This is a genomic window from Citrobacter sp. W9 (assembly GCF_026719375.1).
In the GTDB taxonomy this organism is placed as follows: Bacteria; Pseudomonadota; Gammaproteobacteria; order Enterobacterales; family Enterobacteriaceae; genus Citrobacter; species Citrobacter werkmanii.
The window spans coordinates 109,616-130,210 of the sequence record NZ_JAPPTE010000005.1 but is presented as its reverse complement, the minus strand read 5'-3'; the positions used below and the strand labels follow the sequence as shown (position 1 = coordinate 130,210).

Below are 20,595 nucleotides of genomic sequence, written 5' to 3'. Positions count from 1 at the left end.
ATGCACGAGAATCAACAACCACAAACCGAGGCTTTTGAGCTGAGTGCGGCTGAGCGTGAAGCGATTGAGCACGAGAAGCACCACTACGAAGACCCGCGTGCGGCGTCCATTGAAGCGCTGAAAATCGTTCAGAAGCAGCGTGGCTGGGTGCCGGACGGGGCGATCTATGCGATCGCGGATGTGCTGGGTATCCCGGCAAGCGACGTAGAAGGTGTTGCCACGTTCTATAGCCAGATCTTCCGCCAGCCGGTAGGTCGCCACGTGATCCGCTATTGCGATAGCGTGGTGTGCCATATCAATGGTTATCAAGGGATCCAGGCTGCGCTTGAGAAAAAACTCAACATCAAGCCGGGGCAGACGACCTTTGATGGTCGCTTTACGCTGCTGCCGACCTGCTGCCTGGGGAACTGTGATAAAGGGCCGAACATGATGATCGATGACGACACTCATGCTCACCTGACCCCGGAAGGCATTCCTGAACTGCTGGAGCGGTATAAATGAAAGATATTATCCGTACTCCCGAAACACATCCGCTGACCTGGCGTCTGCGTGATGACAAACAGCCAGTCTGGCTGGACGAATATCGTAGCAAAAACGGTTACGAAGGTGCGCGTAAGGCCCTGACCGGCCTGTCACCGGACGAAATCGTCAATCAGGTAAAAGACGCTGGCCTGAAAGGGCGCGGCGGCGCGGGCTTTTCCACCGGTCTGAAGTGGAGCCTGATGCCGAAAGACGAATCCATGAACATCCGTTACCTGCTGTGTAACGCCGATGAAATGGAACCGGGCACCTATAAAGACCGCCTGCTGATGGAGCAACTGCCGCACCTGCTGGTGGAAGGCATGCTGATTTCCGCGTTTGCGCTGAAAGCGTACCGTGGTTACATCTTCCTGCGCGGTGAATATATCGAGGCGGCTGTGCATCTGCGCCGCGCGATTGCCGAAGCAACCGAAGCCGGTCTGCTTGGCAAAAACATCATGGGCACCGGTTTCGACTTCGAACTGTTTGTCCATACCGGGGCAGGGCGTTACATCTGCGGTGAAGAAACCGCGCTGATCAACTCCCTCGAAGGTCGTCGCGCTAACCCGCGTTCCAAGCCGCCGTTCCCGGCAAGCTCTGGCGCATGGGGTAAGCCGACCTGCGTTAACAACGTCGAAACCCTGTGTAACGTACCGGCCATCCTCGCCAACGGCGTGGAGTGGTATCAGAACATCTCGAAGAGCAAAGATGCGGGCACCAAGCTGATGGGCTTCTCCGGTCGTGTGAAGAACCCTGGCCTGTGGGAACTGCCGTTTGGCACCACCGCGCGTGAGATCCTCGAAGACTACGCGGGCGGTATGCGTGATGGCCTGAAATTCAAGGCCTGGCAGCCGGGCGGCGCGGGAACCGACTTCCTGACCGAGGCGCATCTTGACCTGCCGATGGAGTTCGAAAGCATCGGTAAAGCAGGCAGCCGTCTGGGTACTGCGCTGGCAATGGCCGTTGACCACGAGATTGGCATGGTATCGCTGGTGCGTAACCTCGAAGAGTTCTTCGCCCGCGAGTCCTGCGGCTGGTGTACGCCGTGCCGTGACGGTCTGCCGTGGAGCGTAAAAATTCTGCGTGCGCTGGAGCGTGGCGAAGGCCAGCCTGGGGATATCGAGACACTTGAGCAACTGTGTCGTTTCCTCGGCCCGGGTAAAACCTTCTGTGCACACGCACCGGGCGCGGTGGAGCCGCTGCAGAGCGCCATTAAATATTTCCGCGAAGAATTCGAAGCTGGCATCAAGCAGACCTTCAGCAATACCCACGCTATTGGTGGTATTCAGCCGAACCTGCTGAAAGAGCGCTGGTAATTGCAGGTTACCCCCTGCATCGCGATAAGTAATTCGATTAACGCTTAGTCCCTGACTAAGCCAACTGGAAGCATGCTGACTATGGCTACGATTCATGTAGACGGCAAAGAATATGAGGTCAACGGAGCGGACAACCTGCTGGAAGCTTGTCTGTCTCTCGGCCTTGATATTCCGTACTTTTGCTGGCACCCGGCGCTGGGCAGCGTCGGTGCTTGCCGCCAGTGTGCGGTGAAGCAATATCAAAACGCGGAAGATACGCGTGGTCGCCTGGTGATGTCTTGTATGACACCAGCCACCGAAGGCACCTTTATTTCTATTGATGACGAAGAAGCGAAACAGTTCCGCGAAAGCGTTGTGGAGTGGTTGATGACCAACCACCCGCACGACTGTCCGGTCTGCGAAGAGGGCGGTAACTGCCACCTGCAGGATATGACCGTCATGACCGGTCATAGCTTCCGTCGCTATCGCTTCACGAAGCGTACGCACCGCAACCAGGACCTGGGGCCGTTCATCTCTCACGAAATGAACCGCTGTATCGCCTGCTATCGCTGCGTACGTTACTACAAAGATTACGCCGATGGCGCGGATCTGGGCGTGTATGGCGCGCATGACAACGTCTACTTCGGTCGCCCGGAAGACGGTACGCTGGAAAGCGAATTCTCCGGTAACCTGGTCGAGATTTGCCCGACCGGCGTGTTCACCGATAAAACGCACTCCGAGCGCTACAACCGTAAGTGGGACATGCAGTTTGCGCCGAGCATCTGCCAGCAGTGTTCCATTGGCTGTAACACCAGCCCGGGCGAGCGCTACGGTGAATTGCGTCGTATCGAAAACCGCTACAACGGTACCGTTAACCACTACTTCCTCTGCGACCGTGGTCGTTTTGGCTATGGTTACGTGAACCTGAAAGACCGTCCGCGTCAGCCGGTACAGCGTCGTGGCGATGATCTGATCACGCTCAACGCCGAACAGGCGATGCAGGGCGCGGCAGATATTCTGCGCCAGTCGAAGAAAGTGATTGGTATCGGCTCCCCGCGTGCCAGCGTTGAAAGCAACTTCGCGCTGCGCGAACTGGTCGGCGCGGATAACTTCTATACCGGTATCGCCCAGGGTGAGCAGGAACGTCTGCAACTGGCGCTGAGCGTGCTGCGTGACGGCGGTATTCATACCCCGGCGCTGCGTGAAATCGAGTCTTACGATGCGGTTCTGGTGCTGGGCGAAGACGTCACCCAGACCGGCGCGCGCGTTGCGCTGGCGGTGCGTCAGGCGGTGAAAGGTAAAGCACGCGAAATGGCGGCGGCGCAAAAAGTGGCCGACTGGCAGATTGCGGCAATCCTTAACATCGGTCAGCGCGCTAAGCACCCGCTGTTTGTGACTAACGTCGATAATACCCGTCTGGATGATATCGCTGCATGGACCTACCGTGCGCCGGTTGAAGATCAGGCGCGTTTAGGTTTCGCTATCGCCCACGCGCTGGATAACAACGCCCCGGCGGTTGACGGTATCGATCGTGACCTGCAGAACAAAATTGACGTGATCGTTCAGGCATTAGCCGGAGCGAAGAAACCACTGATTATTTCCGGCACCAACGCCGGTAGCGCCGAAGTAATTCAGGCTGCTGCCAACGTGGCGAAGGCGCTGAAAGGTCGTGGCGCTGACGTCGGCATTACCATGATTGCGCGCTCTGTTAACAGCATGGGCCTGGGTATGATTGGCGGTGGTTCTCTTGACGATGCGCTGACCGAGCTGGAAACAGGTCGTGCTGACGCCGTTGTGGTGCTGGAAAATGACCTGCATCGCCATGCTTCAGCAACGCGTGTTAATGCCGCGCTGGCGAAAGCGCCGCTGGTACTGGTTGTTGACCATCAGCGTACAGCAATTATGGAAAACGCCCATCTGGTGCTTTCCGCCGCGAGCTTTGCCGAAAGCGATGGGACGGTGATTAACAACGAAGGCCGCGCGCAGCGCTTCTTCCAGGTCTATGACCCTTCCTACTACGACAGCAACACCGTGATGCTGGAAAGCTGGCGCTGGCTGCACTCGCTGCACAGCACCGTGCAGAGCCGTGAAGTGGACTGGACGCAGCTCGACCATGTTATCGACGCGGTTGTTGAGAAGCTGCCGCAATTGGCTGGGATCAAAGATGCCGCGCCGGATGCAAGCTTCCGTATCCGTGGACAGAAACTGGCGCGTGAGCCGCACCGCTACAGCGGTCGTACCGCGATGCGGGCTAACATCAGCGTCCATGAACCTCGTCAGCCGCAGGATAAAGACACCATGTTCGCCTTCTCGATGGAAGGGAACAACCAGCCGTCTGCGCCGCGTTCACAAATTCCGTTTGCCTGGGCTCCGGGCTGGAACTCCCCACAGGCGTGGAACAAGTTCCAGGATGAAGTGGGCGGTAAACTGCGTCATGGCGATCCGGGCGTGCGTCTGATTGAAGCCTCTGCGGGCGGTATGGATTACTTCACTACCGTTCCGGCGAGCTTCGAAGCTCAGGATGGTCAGTGGCGTATCGCGCCGTACTACCATCTGTTTGGTAGCGACGAATTGTCCCAGCGTGCGCCGGTCTTCCAGACTCGTATGCCGCAGCCGTACATCAAACTTAACCCGGCAGACGCCGCGAAGTTGGGTGTTAATGCCGGTACCCGTGTTTCTTTCAGCTACGATGGCAATACGGTCACGCTGCCGGTTGAAATCGCTGAAGGATTAACGGCAGGGCAGGTTGGTTTACCGATGGGTATGCCTGGCATCGCGCCGGTTCTGGCAGGCGCGCGTCTTGAGGATCTGCAGGAGGCACAGCAATGAGTTGGATTACACCCGATCTGATTGAGATCCTGCTGAGCATTCTCAAAGCGGTGGTGATTCTGCTGGTGGTGGTCACCTGCGGGGCATTCATGAGCTTTGGCGAACGTCGTCTGCTGGGTCTGTTCCAGAACCGTTACGGGCCGAACCGTGTTGGCTGGGGCGGTTCGCTCCAGCTGGTTGCGGACATGATCAAGATGTTCTTTAAAGAAGACTGGATCCCGAAATTCTCGGATCGCGTCATCTTTACCCTGGCGCCGATGATCGCCTTTACCTCGCTGCTGCTGGCTTTCGCCATCGTGCCGGTGAGCCCAAACTGGGTCGTTGCTGACCTGAACATCGGCATCCTGTTCTTCCTGATGATGGCAGGTCTCGCGGTATACGCGGTACTGTTCGCTGGTTGGTCGAGCAACAACAAATACTCGCTGCTGGGGGCGATGCGTGCTTCTGCGCAGACGCTGAGCTACGAAGTGTTCCTCGGTCTCTCCCTGATGGGCGTGGTGGCGCAAGCCGGTTCATTCAACATGACCGACATCGTCAATAACCAGGCTGATATCTGGAACGTTATTCCGCAGTTCTTTGGTTTTGTCACCTTTGCCATCGCGGGCGTGGCGGTATGTCACCGTCACCCGTTTGACCAGCCAGAAGCCGAACAGGAACTGGCCGACGGTTACCACATTGAATATTCCGGTATGAAATTCGGTCTGTTCTTCGTGGGCGAGTACATCGGTATCGTCACCATTTCTGCACTGATGGTTACCTTGTTCTTCGGTGGCTGGCATGGCCCGTTCTTACCGCCATTCGTCTGGTTCGCGCTGAAAACCGCGTTCTTCATGATGATGTTCATTTTGATTCGTGCGTCGTTACCGCGTCCTCGTTATGACCAGGTAATGTCCTTCGGCTGGAAAGTCTGTCTGCCGCTGACGCTCGTCAACTTGTTGGTAACGGCGGCTGTCATTCTGTGGCAGGCGCAATAAGGGACACAAAGACCATGACCTTAAAAGAATTGTTCGTAGGTTTCGGCACCCAGGTACGCAGTATCTGGATGATCGGCCTGCATGCGTTCGCGAAACGCGAAACGCAGATGTACCCGGAAGAGCCGGTCTATCTCCCGCCCCGTTTTCGTGGTCGTATCGTTTTGACCCGCGACCCGGACGGTGAAGAGCGCTGCGTTGCCTGTAACCTGTGCGCGGTAGCATGTCCGGTAGGCTGTATCTCTCTGCAAAAAGCAGAGACCAAAGACGGCCGCTGGTATCCGGAGTTTTTCCGCATTAACTTCTCACGCTGCATTTTCTGCGGCCTGTGTGAAGAAGCCTGTCCGACAACGGCTATTCAGCTGACTCCAGATTTCGAGCTGGGTGAGTACAAGCGCCAGGACCTGGTTTACGAGAAAGAGGATCTGCTGATCTCCGGTCCGGGCAAATACCCGGAATATAACTTCTACCGGATGGCAGGTATGGCAATCGACGGCAAAGATAAGGGCGAAGCAGAGAACGAAGCCAAGCCTATCGACGTCAAGAGCCTGTTACCGTAAGGAGAGGGGCAATGGAGTTCGCTTTTTATATCTGTGGCCTGATAGCCATTCTCGCAACCTTGCGGGTGATCACCCACACCAATCCGGTACACGCACTGCTGTATCTGATTATTTCGCTGCTGGCGATTTCCGGGGTGTTCTTCTCGTTAGGCGCTTACTTTGCCGGTGCGCTGGAAATTATCGTCTACGCGGGCGCCATCATGGTGCTGTTCGTGTTCGTGGTAATGATGCTCAACCTCGGTGGTTCTGAAATTGAACAGGAACGCCAATGGCTGAAACCGCAGGTGTGGATTGGTCCGGCGATTCTGTCGGCCATCATGCTGGTGGTGATTGTGTACGCCATTCTGGGCGTTAACGATCAGGGCATCGACGGTACGCCAATTAGTGCGAAAGCGGTCGGTATTTCCCTGTTCGGACCGTATGTACTGGCGGTCGAACTGGCTTCGATGCTGCTGCTGGCGGGCCTGGTTGTGGCCTTCCACGTGGGTCGCGAAGAGCGTTCAGGTGAAGTACTGAGCAATCGCACCGATGACCGTGCGAAAAGAAAAACGGAGGAGCACGCATGATCCCCTTACAACATGGACTGATCCTCGCGGCTGTCTTATTCGTGCTGGGCTTAACCGGTCTGGTTATCCGCCGCAATCTGCTGTTTATGCTGATTGGGTTGGAAATCATGATTAACGCCTCCGCGCTGGCCTTTGTGGTCGCCGGAAGCTACTGGGGCCAGACCGATGGTCAGGTGATGTACATTCTCGCCATCAGCCTCGCGGCTGCGGAAGCGAGCATTGGACTTGCGCTGTTGCTGCAACTTCATCGCCGTCGCCAGAACCTGAACATCGATTCAGTAAGTGAGATGCGTGGATGAACATGCTTGCCTTAACCATTATTCTGCCATTTATTGGCTTCGTATTACTGGCATTCTCTCGCGGTCGTTGGTCAGAAAATCTGTCCGCTACCGTGGGCGTTGGCTCTATTGGCCTGGCTGCGCTGGTGACGGCGTTTGTTGGCGTTGACTTCTTTGCTAATGGTCAACAAGCCTACAGTCAGCCGCTGTGGACGTGGATGTCTGTCGGTGACTTCAACATCGGCTTTAACCTGGTGCTGGATGGTCTGTCGCTGACTATGCTCAGCGTGGTGACCGGCGTCGGTTTCCTGATCCACATGTTCGCCTCCTGGTATATGCGTGGAGAAGAGGGCTACTCTCGTTTCTTCGCTTACACTAACCTGTTTATCGCCAGCATGGTGGTTCTGGTACTGGCGGATAACCTGCTGCTGATGTATCTCGGTTGGGAAGGCGTGGGCCTGTGCTCTTATCTGCTGATCGGCTTCTACTACAGCGATCCGAAGAATGGCGCTGCGGCAATGAAAGCCTTCGTGGTGACCCGTGTCGGTGACGTGTTCCTCGCCTTCGCGCTGTTCATCCTCTACAACGAGCTGGGCACGCTGAACTTCCGCGAAATGGTTGAACTGGCGCCTGCGCACTTTGCCGACGGCAACAACATGCTGATGTGGGCGACCCTGATGCTGCTGGGTGGTGCGGTAGGTAAATCCGCACAGCTGCCGTTGCAGACCTGGCTTGCTGACGCGATGGCCGGCCCGACGCCTGTCTCCGCGCTGATCCACGCCGCGACGATGGTTACCGCTGGTGTCTACCTGATTGCACGTACCCATGGTCTGTTCCTGATGACCCCGGAAATCCTGCATCTGGTGGGGATTATCGGTGCGATCACGCTGGTGCTGGCAGGTTTTGCCGCGCTGGTACAGACCGACATCAAACGCGTTCTCGCTTACTCCACCATGAGCCAGATTGGCTACATGTTCCTAGCGCTCGGCGTTCAGGCATGGGATGCGGCGATTTTCCACTTGATGACTCACGCCTTCTTTAAAGCGCTGCTGTTCCTGGCGTCCGGCTCGGTTATCCTGGCCTGTCATCACGAACAGAACATCTTCAAGATGGGCGGCCTGCGTAAATCTATTCCGCTGGTGTATCTCTGCTTCCTGGTGGGCGGCGCGGCGCTGTCGGCTCTGCCGCTGATTACCGCGGGCTTCTTCAGTAAGGATGAGATTCTGGCCGGTGCGATGGCGAACGGTCATATCAATCTGATGGTTGCAGGACTGGTCGGTGCGTTTATGACCTCGCTGTACACCTTCCGAATGATTTTCATCGTATTCCACGGTAAAGAACAAATTCACGCTCACGCCGGGAAGGGGATTACCCATCATCTGCCGCTGATTGTGCTGATGATCCTGTCCACCTTTGTTGGCGCGCTGATCGTACCGCCGCTGCAGGGAGTACTGCCTGCAACGACCGAACTTGAGCATGGTCGCGTCATGACGCTGGAAATTACCTCTGGTATCGTCGCGATTGCGGGCATCCTGATCGCAGCATGGCTGTGGCTGGGTAAACGTACGCTTGTGACGTCGATTGCCAACAGTGCGCCAGGCCGTCTGCTGGGTACCTGGTGGTATAACGCCTGGGGCTTTGACTGGCTGTACGACAAAGTATTCGTTAAGCCGTTCCTGGGCATTGCCTGGCTGCTGAAACGCGACCCGCTGAACTCAATGATGAACATTCCGGCTGTCCTTTCCCGCTTTGCAGGTAAAGGCCTGCTGTTAAGCGAGAACGGTTATCTGCGCTGGTATGTGGCATCGATGAGCATCGGCGCCGTCGTTGTGCTGGCACTGTTGATGGTACTGCGTTGAGTTTGAGGGTTGGTATTGTGCCCGACACAACAAACCCAAAGAGAATTTTTAAAATTCGTTGAAAATCAGGTCCAAAAGGACAGGCGTTATCGGCGAAGTCAGAGTGGACACCGCCTGCGCACAGCAACCGGAGCGTACTGAAGTACGTGAGGGTTGCGAGCACAGCCGGGGTTCGCTATGACGAGTGAGATAGCCTGAACGGGACTTAAACAAGGAACAAAGATCACCATGTTATTACCTTGGTTGATATTAATCCCTTTCATCGGTGGCTTCCTGTGCTGGCAGACCGAACGCTTTGGCGTGAAGGTGCCGCGCTGGATCGCGCTGATTACCATGGGACTGACGCTGGCGCTTGGCCTGCAACTGTGGTTGCAGGGCGGCTATTCACTGACGCAATCTGCGGGTATTCCGCAGTGGCAGTCTGAGTTTGTCCTGCCGTGGATCCCACGTTTTGGCATCTCTATCCATTTAGCAATCGACGGCTTGTCGCTGCTGATGGTAGTGCTGACCGGTCTGCTCGGCGTTCTGGCGGTCCTTTGCTCCTGGAATGAAATCGAAAAATACCAGGGCTTCTTCCACCTGAACCTGATGTGGATCTTAGGCGGCGTGATCGGCGTGTTCCTGGCCATCGACATGTTCCTGTTCTTCTTCTTCTGGGAAATGATGCTGGTGCCGATGTACTTCCTGATCGCGCTGTGGGGGCATAAAGCCTCTGACGGGAAAACGCGTATCACGGCGGCGACCAAGTTCTTCATTTATACCCAGGCGAGTGGTCTGGTGATGTTGATTGCCATCCTGGCGCTGGTGTTTGTGCACTACAAAGCGACCGGCGTGTGGACCTTCAACTATGAAGAGCTGCTGAATACCCCGATGTCTCATGGCGTGGAATACCTGCTGATGCTGGGCTTCTTCATCGCCTTTGCGGTGAAAATGCCAGTGGTTCCGCTGCATGGCTGGTTGCCGGACGCGCACTCCCAGGCTCCGACCGCAGGTTCCGTTGACCTGGCGGGGATCTTGCTGAAAACCGCAGCCTACGGTCTGCTGCGTTTCTCTCTGCCGCTGTTCCCGAACGCGTCGGCGGAGTTTGCGCCTATCGCCATGTGGCTTGGCGTAATTGGTATCTTCTACGGCGCGTGGATGGCCTTTAATCAGTACGACATCAAACGTCTGATTGCCTATACCTCCGTATCCCACATGGGCTTCGTGCTGATTGCTATCTACACCGGCAGCCAACTGGCCTACCAGGGCGCGGTAATTCAGATGATTGCGCACGGTCTGTCCGCAGCCGGTCTGTTCATCCTGTGTGGTCAGTTGTACGAACGTCTGCACACGCGTGACATGCGTATGATGGGTGGTCTGTGGGGCAAAATTAAATGGTTGCCTGCGCTGTCCATGTTCTTCGCAGTCTGTACGCTGGGTATGCCGGGTACAGGTAACTTCGTTGGCGAATTTATGATTCTGTTCGGCAGCTACCAGGTGGTTCCGGTTATTACCGTGATCTCGACCTTTGGTCTGGTGTTTGCCTCTGTATACTCGCTGGCGATGCTGCATCGCGCTTACTTTGGTAAGGCGAAGAGCCAGATTGCCAGTGTAGAACTGCCAGGGATGTCGCTGCGTGAGCTGTTTATCATCCTGTTGCTGGTCGTGCTTCTGGTACTGCTTGGCTTCTATCCGCAGCCGATTCTGGATACCTCGCATTCTGCGATGAGCAACATCCAGCAGTGGTTTGTTAATTCCGTTACTACTACAAGGCCGTAAATCGCCATGACAATAACTCCACAACACCTGATTGCGCTGCTACCGCTGCTGATCGTCGGCTTGACGGCGGTGGTTGTGATGCTCTCCATTGCGTGGCGACGCAATCACTTCCTCAATGCCACGCTGTCGGTCATTGGGCTTAACGCCGCGTTGGTTTCGCTCTGGTTTGTTGGCCAGGCGGGCGCCATGGACGTCACCCCGCTGATGCGGGTTGACGGTTTCGCCATGCTCTATACCGGGCTGGTGCTGCTGGCGAGTCTTGCCACCTGTACCTTTGCTTACCCGTGGCTGGAAGGTTACGACGACAACCGGGAAGAGTTCTACCTGCTGGTGCTGATTGCTGCACTCGGCGGTATTCTGCTGGCAAATGCTAACCATCTGGCGGCGCTGTTCCTCGGTATCGAACTGATTTCTCTGCCGCTGTTTGGTCTGGTTGGCTATGCGTTCCGTCAGAAACGTTCTCTGGAAGCCAGTATCAAATACACCATTCTGTCTGCCGCAGCGTCTTCCTTCCTGCTGTTCGGTATGGCGCTGGTGTACGCGCAGTCTGGCAACCTGTCGTTTGTTGCGCTCGGTAAGAGCCTTGGCGACGGCATGCTGCACGAACCGCTGCTGCTGGCGGGCTTCGGTCTGATGATTGTTGGCCTCGGCTTTAAACTCTCGCTGGTTCCGTTCCACCTGTGGACGCCAGACGTATACCAGGGCGCTCCGGCTCCGGTTTCCACCTTCCTGGCGACGGCGAGCAAAATCGCTATCTTCGGCGTAGTGATGCGTCTGTTCCTGTATGCGCCGGTTGGCGACAGCGAAGCGGTACGTACCGTGCTGGGCGTGATCGCCTTTGCTTCCATCATCTTCGGTAACCTGATGGCGCTGAGCCAGACCAACATCAAGCGTCTGCTCGGTTACTCCTCCATCTCTCACCTCGGCTATCTGCTGGTGGCGTTGATTGCCCTGCAGAGCGGCGAGATGTCGATGGAAGCGGTTGGCGTTTACCTGGCCGGTTACCTGTTCAGCAGCCTCGGCGCGTTCGGTGTGGTCAGCCTGATGTCCAGCCCGTACCGTGGCCCGGATGCAGATTCTCTGTTCTCCTACCGTGGTCTGTTCTGGCATCGCCCGATCCTCGCGGCAGTGATGACGGTAATGATGCTGTCTCTGGCGGGTATCCCGATGACGCTGGGCTTTATCGGTAAGTTCTACGTGTTGGCGGTCGGTGTGCAGGCTAACCTGTGGTGGCTGGTTGCTGCCGTGGTGGTCGGTTCCGCGATTGGTTTGTACTACTACCTGCGTGTTGCCGTGAGCTTGTACCTGAGCGCGCCGCAACAACTGAACCGCGATGCGCCGTCTAACTGGCAGTACAGCGCGGGTGGGATCGTGGTGCTGATTTCTGCTCTGTTGGTGCTGGTGCTGGGTATCTGGCCGCAACCGCTGATCAGCATTGTGCAGTTAGCGGCACCGCTGATGTAATACATCATGCTGTAAACAAAAAAGAGTCTGGGCAATGTCCAGACTTTTTTTTTATCTATATTGTGATGCCATAGGCCTGAAGTTTCTGTATAAATTTAATCGCACCATTAAAGTTTAAGTGGTCGCCATCCTGAAAGTCGTGACGAGTAAAGTCCGGGTCACCACTCATATCGATAAGTACAATATTTTCCTTATTTAATGTGATTTGTTGGTAAAATGAAAAAGCCTCATTGACCATTTCTTTATTAATGTTTTCTATATATTTCTGTGGCTGAGGGGGAAATACTATATACATAGCGTATTTATTCTTCTCAGCATTGTGGACCATTTTCTCAATATTACGAGAATTCGAACTCAATGATTCCTTATGACGAAAAAGTTTAGAGTGATTGCTGCCGCGCTGTATGCTGAGTTTGTCCATTTCTTCTTCGCACATTGAACTTTCATTTCTTTGCTCATCAATTAACAAATGAAAGTCAAAGTTGAGATATTTATGGTTAACAATGTCTGTTATTGCGGCTATCAACTTTGCTTCGGATATAAATAAACTTAACAGGTTTTTTTCAATGCTACTGCTAATTGACGCCGGTTGGTATATCTCATCATGATTGCTGGTGAAAATTTCTTCATCATATTGAATGTATGGGATATTATTTTTTTTGGCGAAAAATTTAAGCTCCTTAAATACGCCACTGTTAAAGCTGCCTTTACTTCTGGCCAATTCATGGTGTAAATCAAAAAAACTCGTGATATGAATATGGTTTTTTAACTTGCCACTCTGAGACAGATGTTCAGTGATAGCCAGGGCAAAGGCAGTATCACCACTTTTAACGGACATATTGGCTGTACAGGTAGTCAATTGCGTTGGTACACCCCACCAGGCATATGACGACCCGGTAACGACATTATCAATAATCTGTGTATTATATTTTTTGTATTCATGTTCCAGATACATGGCATATTTTTTGTTAGTCCCACAAGTCACACGTAGAGGACTATAGTAGATGTAAGAGAAGACATTCGCGCAGTCGAATTTTCTTCTTAAAATATGGCTTCCTTCATCATCATAGATGAGAATTTTAGTTGCATTATCGGGTGACGGATGATTGATGGCCTGGATACAGTGTTCAACGTCTGCGGTGATGTCCAGATGTACAAGTTGTGACTGAAAACAATCCGCGATAATGGTACTAAAACTGAGATAATGACTATGGGTGCCATAAAAGAAAATCTTATATTGCGCGGAGCGCAGGAGCGTCATCCAGTATTCTGAAATTATAGGAAGAATAATGTCTACGTCTTTTTCAGTGATATTTCTTGTCGTGAGCGGTATGAGGTTATTGATTAAGGTGACAGATTGTTCATTCTCCTCTATATGTTGCTGGCCTGCGATTAAAGTATTCTTGATATTGTCGATGTCTAAATTAAGTTTGTATTTGGCCAGGGATTTTGCATGTTTTTGGAGAACTTTTATGAAACGGTGTTTATCCACGTCACTGCCTGCTTAGAAATGTGAAAATCATGTAGGATAATTGTTGAGGCTATTTTTTGACTCAACGGCTGATATCTAAAAGCGGCAATTTTTAATGATAATTAAAGGGAGGGTATGGTAAAGAGATTTTTTTGTGGGGGAACGACTCCCTTACTCGTTGGAGAACCGCAGAGTAAGGGGGGCTGGTTGGGCGTCAGGCTGAAAGCTGACGGCTCACCAGTGGACCGCTAATGTCTTTCGCTGCGCGCTCCATGACTTCCTGAATCACAGAAGAGAGCTCATTGACCTCAAATTTTGCCACATAACCATCAGCTTTAACCCGGCGAACGTGATCTTCATTGGCGCTACCGGAAAGCGAGGAGTGGATAACGACCGGGATTTTCTTCAGGCGTTCATCGGTCTTGATTTTACGGGTAAGCGTAAAACCGTCCATCTCCGGCATTTCCAGGTCGGTGAGCACCAGGGCTATCTTCTCAGTGATTGGCTTGCCTTCCGCCTGCGCTTCTGCGGAAAGCTGCTGGATTTTTTCCCACGCATCCTTACCTGTCACATGCATCTGATGCGGGATTTCCATGGCGTTAAGCCCTTTCTCCAGCATCGCGCGCGCGACTTTCGAATCTTCTGCCACAATCGCCACCGCACCCGGCGTGATGTTGAATTTACTGGTTTTCAGGTCTGTCGCGCGTAAATCGTGATTGGACGGTACGATGTCGTAAAGAATTTGTTCAACATCGAGTACCAGCGCCAGGTTGTTGGTCTCTTTGTCGTCATCCAGGCAGGCGATACTGGTGATGTAGCGACCGTTGACGGCTTTCTCGGCGGTATGTACCTGTTGCCAGTCCAGACGCATAATGTTTTCCACTGACTCCACCGCAAACGCCTGTACGCTGCGGGCGTATTCCGTAATGAGCAGGATGTTGAGCCCGGTCTCTGGTTTACAGCCCGCCACCGCCGGCAGGTCAATCACCGGGATCACTTGATCGCGAATGTTCACCATACCTAACAGTGGAGCTTTCATTCCCGCCGGACGCGTAAACGTCGGCATCGGCACGATTTCACGCAGTTTGAATACGTTGATGCCAAACAGCTCTGATTTCTGCTCCTCGATGGATTTGCCGAGGCGAAACAGCAGCAGTTCAAAACGGTTAGACAGGGTTAGATTGGTCCTGTCATCAATATCTTTCTGGAAATTGTTCATCCTGTCCTCAGTGTGAAAGCCAGCCTTTTCTCTGTTATCGGCACTGAGGCGAAAAAATAGAGCGTTAAACGGTGAAAATGGCGAAATCGTGAGCCAGTTCTGTTGCCGGGAATAGCGTTCTGCACTCTTCGAGTAATCGCTGACAGCCTTTTTCATCGTAGCGTGAGCTAACGTGGGTCATGATCAAGCGTCCGACACCCGCTTTAAGCGCCAGTTGCGCGGCTTGTCGGGTTGAACTGTGTCCACGGCTATTGGCCTTCTCCTCCATTGACGCGTCCAGTGTAGTTTCATGCACCATCACATCCACGCCATTTGCCAGTTCGAAGGCACTTGCGCAAGGGCCTGTATCGCCGAAAATCGCCACGGATTTTCCCCTGGTGGCCGGGGCAAGAAAGTCGGCACCGTTAATTACGCGACCATCTTCCAGGACGATGGTTTTCCCGGCTTTCAGCTCCTGGAACCACGGACCGGATTTAACACCAGCCGCCTTCAGCGCACTGGCGTTTAGCGCACCTGGTTTGTCGTGTTCTTCAATGCGAAAACCATAGCATTCCAGCGGATGTTCCAGTGGATATGCCGTTACCTTACGCAGGCCGTCATCGACGATTTCACCCGCGGTGATTTCCACAATATCCAGAGGATAGTCAGTCCATGAACCGCTCAGACGCAAAGCGGTTTCGGTAAATTCCCGTAATCCTTTTGGGCCGTAAAGTGTCAGTGGCTTGACGTTCCCGGCCATCGAACGACTACACAGCAATCCAGGTAAACCAAACAGGTGGTCGCCATGCAGGTGGCTGATAAAGATACGGTCGAGTTTTCCCGGATTGAACGGTGTGGCGAGCATTTGATGCTGTGTTCCTTCGCCACAATCGAAAAGCCACAGCCCCGGCTGAGTCGGGTGTTGCAGATTGAGTAAAATTGCCGTTACATTGCGTGAGCGGGTAGGAACTCCCGCTGACGTGCCTAAAAATAGTAATTCCATCTTTGCGTTACACTTTTCGCCATCGCTAAGGCAGGGTGTTCAGGTTATCACAACAAAGGGGCAGACAATGATTCACTGGCAAGATCTCCACCATGCAAAGCTGAGTACACAAGAACTGTATGCCATTCTTCAGCTTCGCTGCGCGGTGTTTGTTGTTGAACAACAGTGTCCATATCAGGATGTAGATGGCGACGATCTGGTTGGCGAAAATCGGCACATTCTGGGCTGGCACAATGATGAGCTGGTGGCGTATGCGAGGATTCTGAAAAGCGATGACGATCTGGAGCCGGTGGTCATTGGCCGGGTGATAGTCAGCGAAGCGCTACGCGGCGCAAAACTGGGGCAACAGTTGATGACCCAGACGCTGGCGTCCTGTGCGCAACACTGGCCGCACAAGGCGCTGTATCTGGGCGCGCAGGCGCATCTGCAACCGTTTTATGCGCGCTTTGGTTTTATGCCGGTGACGGATATTTATGACGAAGACGGGATTCCACACATCGGAATGGCGCGAGAGGCACATCAGGCTTAAACAGGCGCAAACGGTCCAGGTTGTCTATAGTTAGCGGATACGTCAATAGAAAGGGAGAATACAATGTCTTTTCAATCTTATGAATCACGTATCGATGATGATCTGGAACTCTTGAGCGAAACGCTGGAAGAGGTGTTGCGTTCTTCCGGCGATCCGGCCGATCAAAAATATCTTGAGTTAAAAGCGCGGGCGGAGCGGGCGTTAGAAGAGGTGAGAAATCGCGTCAGCCATGCTTCTGACAATTATTATTTCCGCGCGAAAAAGGCCGTTTGCCGGGCGGATGACTATGTGCATGAAAAACCCTGGCGCGGAATTGGCGTTGGCGCCACGGTCGGTTTAGTGATGGGATTATTGTTAGCGCGGCGATAAATTCCGCTCCGTCATCGCATTTGTTCGTACTCCCTAACTCGGGGTACTGCTTTTTCTGTTCAGTACCCCGTATAATGAGAGGTTTTTAACAGGGAGAGGTCCGCGTGCAATCAATCACTACTGCGCTGGAAGGTCTGATGCGTCATTTGTCGCAAGAGATACCGGCAGCACCTGGAATTCGTATTTACGACATACCTTTCCCTCTGAACGATGCGTTTGACGCTTTAGGATGGCTGGCCAGTCAACCCGTCTGGCCCCAGTTTTACTGGCAGCAGCGTAACGGCGACGAAGAAGCCGCTGTGCTGGGGGCTGTCGCCACGTTTTCCTCGCTGGCATCCGCTCAGCAGTTTTTACGTCAGCACGACAATCAACCTGACCTGCGTATCTGGGGCCTCAATGCGTTCGAGCCCCGGCACGGCAATTTGTTGTTACCGCGACTGGAATGGCGACGCTGCGCCGGAGTGGCGAGCTTACGGTTACACCTTTACAGTGATGTTTCGCTGCGTGAAGACGCCGCACGCGCGGTTGAATTTATTTCCACGCTGGCCAATGTTAAACCATTGCCCGCGCTGCGTTTGAGTTTGGCGGGAGAACAGCACTGGCCTGATAAAGCCGGTTGGATAGATCTGATAAAGCTTGCCACGCACACCATTAATGGGGAAGAACTCGACAAAGTTGTGCTGGCGCGAGCGACAGATTTACAGTTTTCACAGTCGGTGAATGCCGCTGCGGTAATGGCTTCCAGCCGTCGCCTGAACCTTAACTGCTACCATTTCTTTATGGCATTCTCTGCCGACTCCGCTTTTCTTGGCTCTTCCCCTGAACGTTTGTATCGGCGGCGCGACACGGCGTTGCGCACCGAAGCGCTGGCCGGAACCGTTGCCAATCACGCCGAGGATCATCGCGCCTGGCAGTTAGGCGACTGGTTGATGAAAGATGATAAAAACCAGCGCGAGAATATGCTGGTGGTCGAGGATATTTGCCAGCGGCTGCAAGGCTGTACGCAAACCCTTGATGTGCTCCCCCCGCAGGTGCTCAGACTGCGCAAGGTGCAGCATCTACGCCGTTGTATCTGGACGGAACTGAATCAGGCCGACGATACGCTCTGCCTGATGCAACTCCAGCCTACGGCGGCAGTTGCAGGCATTCCGCGTGAGCTGGCGCGCGAATTCATCCGGCAAAATGAACCCTTTGAGCGCGAGTGGTATGCCGGTTCTGCGGGTTATCTTTCTCTGCGCCAAAGTGAATTCTGCGTGTCATTACGTTCGGCGAAAATTAACGCCAACGTGGTCCGCCTGTATGCCGGCGCGGGGATCGTGCGTGGTTCAGATCCTGAGCAAGAATGGCAAGAAATAGACAATAAAGCGGCAGGGTTACGTACCTTATTACAGATGGAAGGATAGTGATTTCGTGTATATTTCCGATTCATATCAAAAATCCATTTATTCGATTCTCTATACTGTGTCGCAATATTGATACCGGACAATCTCATGTCAGTAAGCGCATTTAACCGACGCTGGGCGGCGGTCATACTGGAAGCACTCACTCGCCACGGCGTCAGGCATATCTGCATTGCCCCTGGCTCTCGTTCTACACCGTTGACGCTGGCAGCAGCGGAAAATCCTGCTTTTATCCACCATACCCATTTTGATGAGCGTGGTCTTGGGCATCTGGCTTTAGGTCTGGCAAAAGTGAGTCGCCAGCCAGTCGCCGTGATTGTCACGTCCGGTACGGCAGTGGCGAACCTGTATCCCGCATTGATTGAAGCGGGCCTGACCGGTGAAAAACTGATTTTACTCACGGCTGACCGACCGCCAGAACTTATCGACTGTGGCGCTAATCAGGCGATTCGTCAGGCCGGCATGTTTGCTTCTCATCCGTCGCAAACGCTCTCTTTACCGCGCCCGACGCAGGACATTCCGGCGAGCTGGCTGGTGTCCACCATTGATAATGCCCTGGGCGCGCTGCATAGCGGGGCGGTTCATATTAATTGCCCCTTTGCGGAACCGCTGTATGGCGACATGGACGAAACGGGTATTGCCTGGCAGCAACGCCTCGGCGACTGGTGGCAGGACGACAAGCCCTGGCTACGTGAAGCGCGTCGGCTGGAAAGCGACAAACAACGTGACTGGTTTTTCTGGCGACAAAAGCGCGGCGTAGTCATCGCGGGTCGTATGAGCGCGGAAGAGGGCAAGAAAGTTGCGCAATGGGCGCAGATGCTCGGTTGGCCGCTGATTGGCGATGTCTTGTCGCAAACAGGACAACCCCTGCCGTGTGCTGACCTGTGGTTGGGGAATGCGAAGGCGGTGACTGAGTTACAGCAGGCGCAGATAGTGGTGCAGCTTGGCTGTAGCCTGACCGGAAAACGACTCCTGCAATGGCAGGCCAACTGCGATCCGCAGGAATACTGGATTGTCGATAATATCGAAGGTCGCCTCGATCCGGCGCATCATCGTGGGCGCAGGCTGGTGGCGAAGGTGGGTGACTGGCTGGATCTACACCCGGCGGAAAAACGCCAACCCTGGTGCGTGGAAATCCCGCGCCTGGCGCAACTGGCATGGCAGGCGGTGGAAGCCCGTCGCGACGTGTTTGGTGAAGCGCAATTAGCCCATCGTATTCACGAGTATCTGCCCGAACAAGGGCAACTGTTCGTGGGTAACAGTCTGGTCGTGCGCCTGATTGATGCGCTGTCGCAGCTTCCGGCTGGTTTTCCAGTTTATAGCAACCGCGGCGCGAGCGGCATTGACGGTCTGCTGTCAACGGCGGCGGGCGTACAGCGCGCCAGCGCAAAATCAACGTTGGCTATCGTCGGTGATTTATCTGCACTGTATGACCTCAATGCGCTGGCGTTATTACGTCAGGTTTCCGCGCCGTTTGTCCTGATAGTGGTCAATAATAACGGTGGGCAGATATTTTCCCTGCTGCCGACGCCGGCAAATGAACGTGAACGGTTCTATCTGATGCCGCAGAACGTGCACTTTGAGCATGCCGCGGCCATGTTTAACCTCAAATATCAGCGCCCAGAAAACTGGGAGCAACTGGAGAGCGCGTTGACAAATGCCTGGCGTACTCCTGCGGCAACGGTTATTGAGCTGGTGGTGAACGAAACTGACGGGGCGCAAACCCTGCAGCAACTGCTGGCGCAGGTAAGCCATCTATGATCCTGCACGCCCAGGCGAGCGTTAGCCAGAGTGGATCACCCTGGCTGGTTTTCCTGCACGGGTTCTCCGGCGACTGTCGGGAATGGCAGACGGTCGGCGAAGCGTTTCAGGATTATTCGCGGCTGTATATCGACCTGCCGGGACACGGCGGTTCCGCCGACATCAAGGTGAGCGGGTTCAATGATGTTTGTGCGTTATTGCGTAGCACCTTGCTTAGTTACAACATACTTAGCTACTGGCTGGTGGGCTACTCTCTTGGCGGCAGAGTCGCGATGATGGCGGCCTGTCAGGAGATGCCCGGACTTTGCGGTCTGGTCGTTGAAGGTGGACATCCTGGTTTGCAAAGCGAGGAGGCGCGCGTTCAACGTCGCCTTTCAGATGGCCGCTGGGCCGCGCGTTTTCGCGCTGAACCGCTGCGTGAGGTATTTAATGACTGGTATCAACAGCCGGTATTTTCCTCGCTGAATGCGGCGCAAAGAGAGACGCTGGTCGATCTGCGTAGCCAGAATAATGGGCATACGCTGGCGGCGATGCTGGAGGCCACCTCGCTTGCCGTACAACCTGATTTACGTGCGCGACTCACTGCGCGCACATTTCCGTTTTATTATTTATGTGGTGAACGTGACGATAAATTCCGCGCGCTGGCGACGGAAATGTCAGTACCAAACCATGTGATTCGTAATGCCGGACACAACGCGCATCGGGACAACCCCGCTGGCGTGGTGGACTGTCTGGCTCAGATTCTGCGTCGCTGACTATAGGACA

At 54.2% G+C, this 20,595-nt stretch carries 18 protein-coding genes; 15 read left to right on the top strand and 3 right to left on the bottom strand.

What is annotated here, in order from left to right; translation table 11 throughout:
• The 10 genes from nuoE to nuoN all read left to right on the top strand — a co-directional run bounded on the left by nuoE (window position 1) and on the right by nuoN (window position 12,099).
• Window positions 1-501 (top strand): NADH-quinone oxidoreductase subunit NuoE, encoded by a 501-nt coding sequence (nuoE, locus tag OOJ59_RS10205; protein ID WP_006683660.1) that lies wholly within the window; start codon window positions 1-3, stop codon window positions 499-501.
• Entirely contained in the window at window positions 498-1,835 is a 1,338-nt protein-coding gene (gene nuoF / locus OOJ59_RS10200; RefSeq protein ID WP_160955512.1) for an NADH-quinone oxidoreductase subunit NuoF, read from the top strand. The genes nuoE and nuoF overlap by 4 nt, the downstream gene beginning before the upstream one ends.
• An 81-nt stretch (window positions 1,836-1,916) precedes the next feature.
• Entirely contained in the window at window positions 1,917-4,643 is a 2,727-nt protein-coding gene (gene nuoG, locus OOJ59_RS10195; protein ID WP_110498804.1) for an NADH-quinone oxidoreductase subunit NuoG, read from the top strand.
• Complete coding sequence (gene nuoH, locus OOJ59_RS10190) at window positions 4,640-5,617, top strand: NADH-quinone oxidoreductase subunit NuoH (protein WP_003028063.1); 978 nt, start codon at window positions 4,640-4,642, stop codon at window positions 5,615-5,617. The genes nuoG and nuoH overlap by 4 nt, the downstream gene beginning before the upstream one ends.
• A gap of 14 nt (window positions 5,618-5,631) precedes the next feature.
• The gene (gene nuoI, locus OOJ59_RS10185; RefSeq protein WP_003028062.1) at window positions 5,632-6,174 is read left to right on the top strand and encodes an NADH-quinone oxidoreductase subunit NuoI; all 543 of its coding nucleotides are present in this window, start codon (window positions 5,632-5,634) and stop codon (window positions 6,172-6,174) included.
• A gap of 11 nt (window positions 6,175-6,185) precedes the next feature.
• On the top strand, window positions 6,186-6,740 hold the full coding sequence (nuoJ, locus tag OOJ59_RS10180; RefSeq protein WP_003028059.1) for an NADH-quinone oxidoreductase subunit J: 555 nt from the start codon (window positions 6,186-6,188) through the stop codon (window positions 6,738-6,740).
• Window positions 6,737-7,039, top strand: coding sequence for an NADH-quinone oxidoreductase subunit NuoK (nuoK, locus tag OOJ59_RS10175; RefSeq protein ID WP_006683663.1), 303 nt, complete (start codon window positions 6,737-6,739; stop codon window positions 7,037-7,039). Before nuoJ ends, nuoK begins: the two co-directional genes overlap by 4 nt.
• Window positions 7,036-8,877 (top strand): NADH-quinone oxidoreductase subunit L, encoded by a 1,842-nt coding sequence (nuoL, locus tag OOJ59_RS10170; protein ID WP_069323385.1) that lies wholly within the window; start codon window positions 7,036-7,038, stop codon window positions 8,875-8,877. Before nuoK ends, nuoL begins: the two co-directional genes overlap by 4 nt.
• A 228-nt stretch (window positions 8,878-9,105) precedes the next feature.
• Window positions 9,106-10,635, top strand: coding sequence for an NADH-quinone oxidoreductase subunit M (gene nuoM, locus OOJ59_RS10165; RefSeq protein ID WP_160955511.1), 1,530 nt, complete (start codon window positions 9,106-9,108; stop codon window positions 10,633-10,635).
• 6 nt (window positions 10,636-10,641) lie between these two features.
• On the top strand, window positions 10,642-12,099 hold the full coding sequence (nuoN, locus tag OOJ59_RS10160; protein ID WP_268063383.1) for an NADH-quinone oxidoreductase subunit NuoN: 1,458 nt from the start codon (window positions 10,642-10,644) through the stop codon (window positions 12,097-12,099).
• A 55-nt stretch (window positions 12,100-12,154) separates the two neighbouring features.
• Here nuoN and OOJ59_RS10155 read toward each other — a convergent pair whose 3' ends face one another.
• The 3 genes from OOJ59_RS10155 to rbn form a co-directional block, all read right to left on the bottom strand.
• Window positions 12,155-13,591: a hypothetical protein gene (locus OOJ59_RS10155; RefSeq protein WP_160955510.1), complete on the bottom strand. Its 1,437-nt coding sequence runs from the start codon at window positions 13,589-13,591 to the stop codon at window positions 12,155-12,157.
• Between the two features lie 193 nt (window positions 13,592-13,784).
• On the bottom strand, window positions 13,785-14,789 hold the full coding sequence (locus OOJ59_RS10150; protein WP_038642291.1) for a chemotaxis protein: 1,005 nt from the start codon (window positions 14,787-14,789) through the stop codon (window positions 13,785-13,787).
• A gap of 64 nt (window positions 14,790-14,853) precedes the next feature.
• Entirely contained in the window at window positions 14,854-15,771 is a 918-nt protein-coding gene (gene rbn, locus OOJ59_RS10145; protein ID WP_085047815.1) for a ribonuclease BN, read from the bottom strand.
• 67 nt (window positions 15,772-15,838) lie between these two features.
• Between rbn and OOJ59_RS10140 the strand changes: the two genes are divergently transcribed.
• The 5 genes from OOJ59_RS10140 to menH all read left to right on the top strand — a co-directional run bounded on the left by OOJ59_RS10140 (window position 15,839) and on the right by menH (window position 20,585).
• Window positions 15,839-16,300 (top strand): GNAT family N-acetyltransferase, encoded by a 462-nt coding sequence (locus OOJ59_RS10140; RefSeq protein WP_038642287.1) that lies wholly within the window; start codon window positions 15,839-15,841, stop codon window positions 16,298-16,300.
• A 63-nt stretch (window positions 16,301-16,363) separates the two neighbouring features.
• A complete protein-coding gene (gene elaB / locus OOJ59_RS10135; protein WP_006683669.1) occupies window positions 16,364-16,669 on the top strand; it encodes a stress response protein ElaB in 306 nt (101 codons plus the stop codon).
• Between the two features lie 104 nt (window positions 16,670-16,773).
• Window positions 16,774-18,072 carry an isochorismate synthase MenF gene (gene menF, locus OOJ59_RS10130; protein ID WP_085047816.1) on the top strand — a complete coding sequence of 433 codons (1,299 nt, stop codon included), beginning with the start codon at window positions 16,774-16,776 and terminating at the stop codon, window positions 18,070-18,072.
• 87 nt (window positions 18,073-18,159) lie between these two features.
• Entirely contained in the window at window positions 18,160-19,830 is a 1,671-nt protein-coding gene (gene menD, locus OOJ59_RS10125) for a 2-succinyl-5-enolpyruvyl-6-hydroxy-3-cyclohexene-1-carboxylic-acid synthase (protein WP_085047817.1), read from the top strand.
• The gene (gene menH, locus OOJ59_RS10120; protein ID WP_160955509.1) at window positions 19,827-20,585 is read left to right on the top strand and encodes a 2-succinyl-6-hydroxy-2,4-cyclohexadiene-1-carboxylate synthase; all 759 of its coding nucleotides are present in this window, start codon (window positions 19,827-19,829) and stop codon (window positions 20,583-20,585) included. Before menD ends, menH begins: the two co-directional genes overlap by 4 nt.
• The last annotated feature ends 10 nt before the right edge of the window (window positions 20,586-20,595 follow it).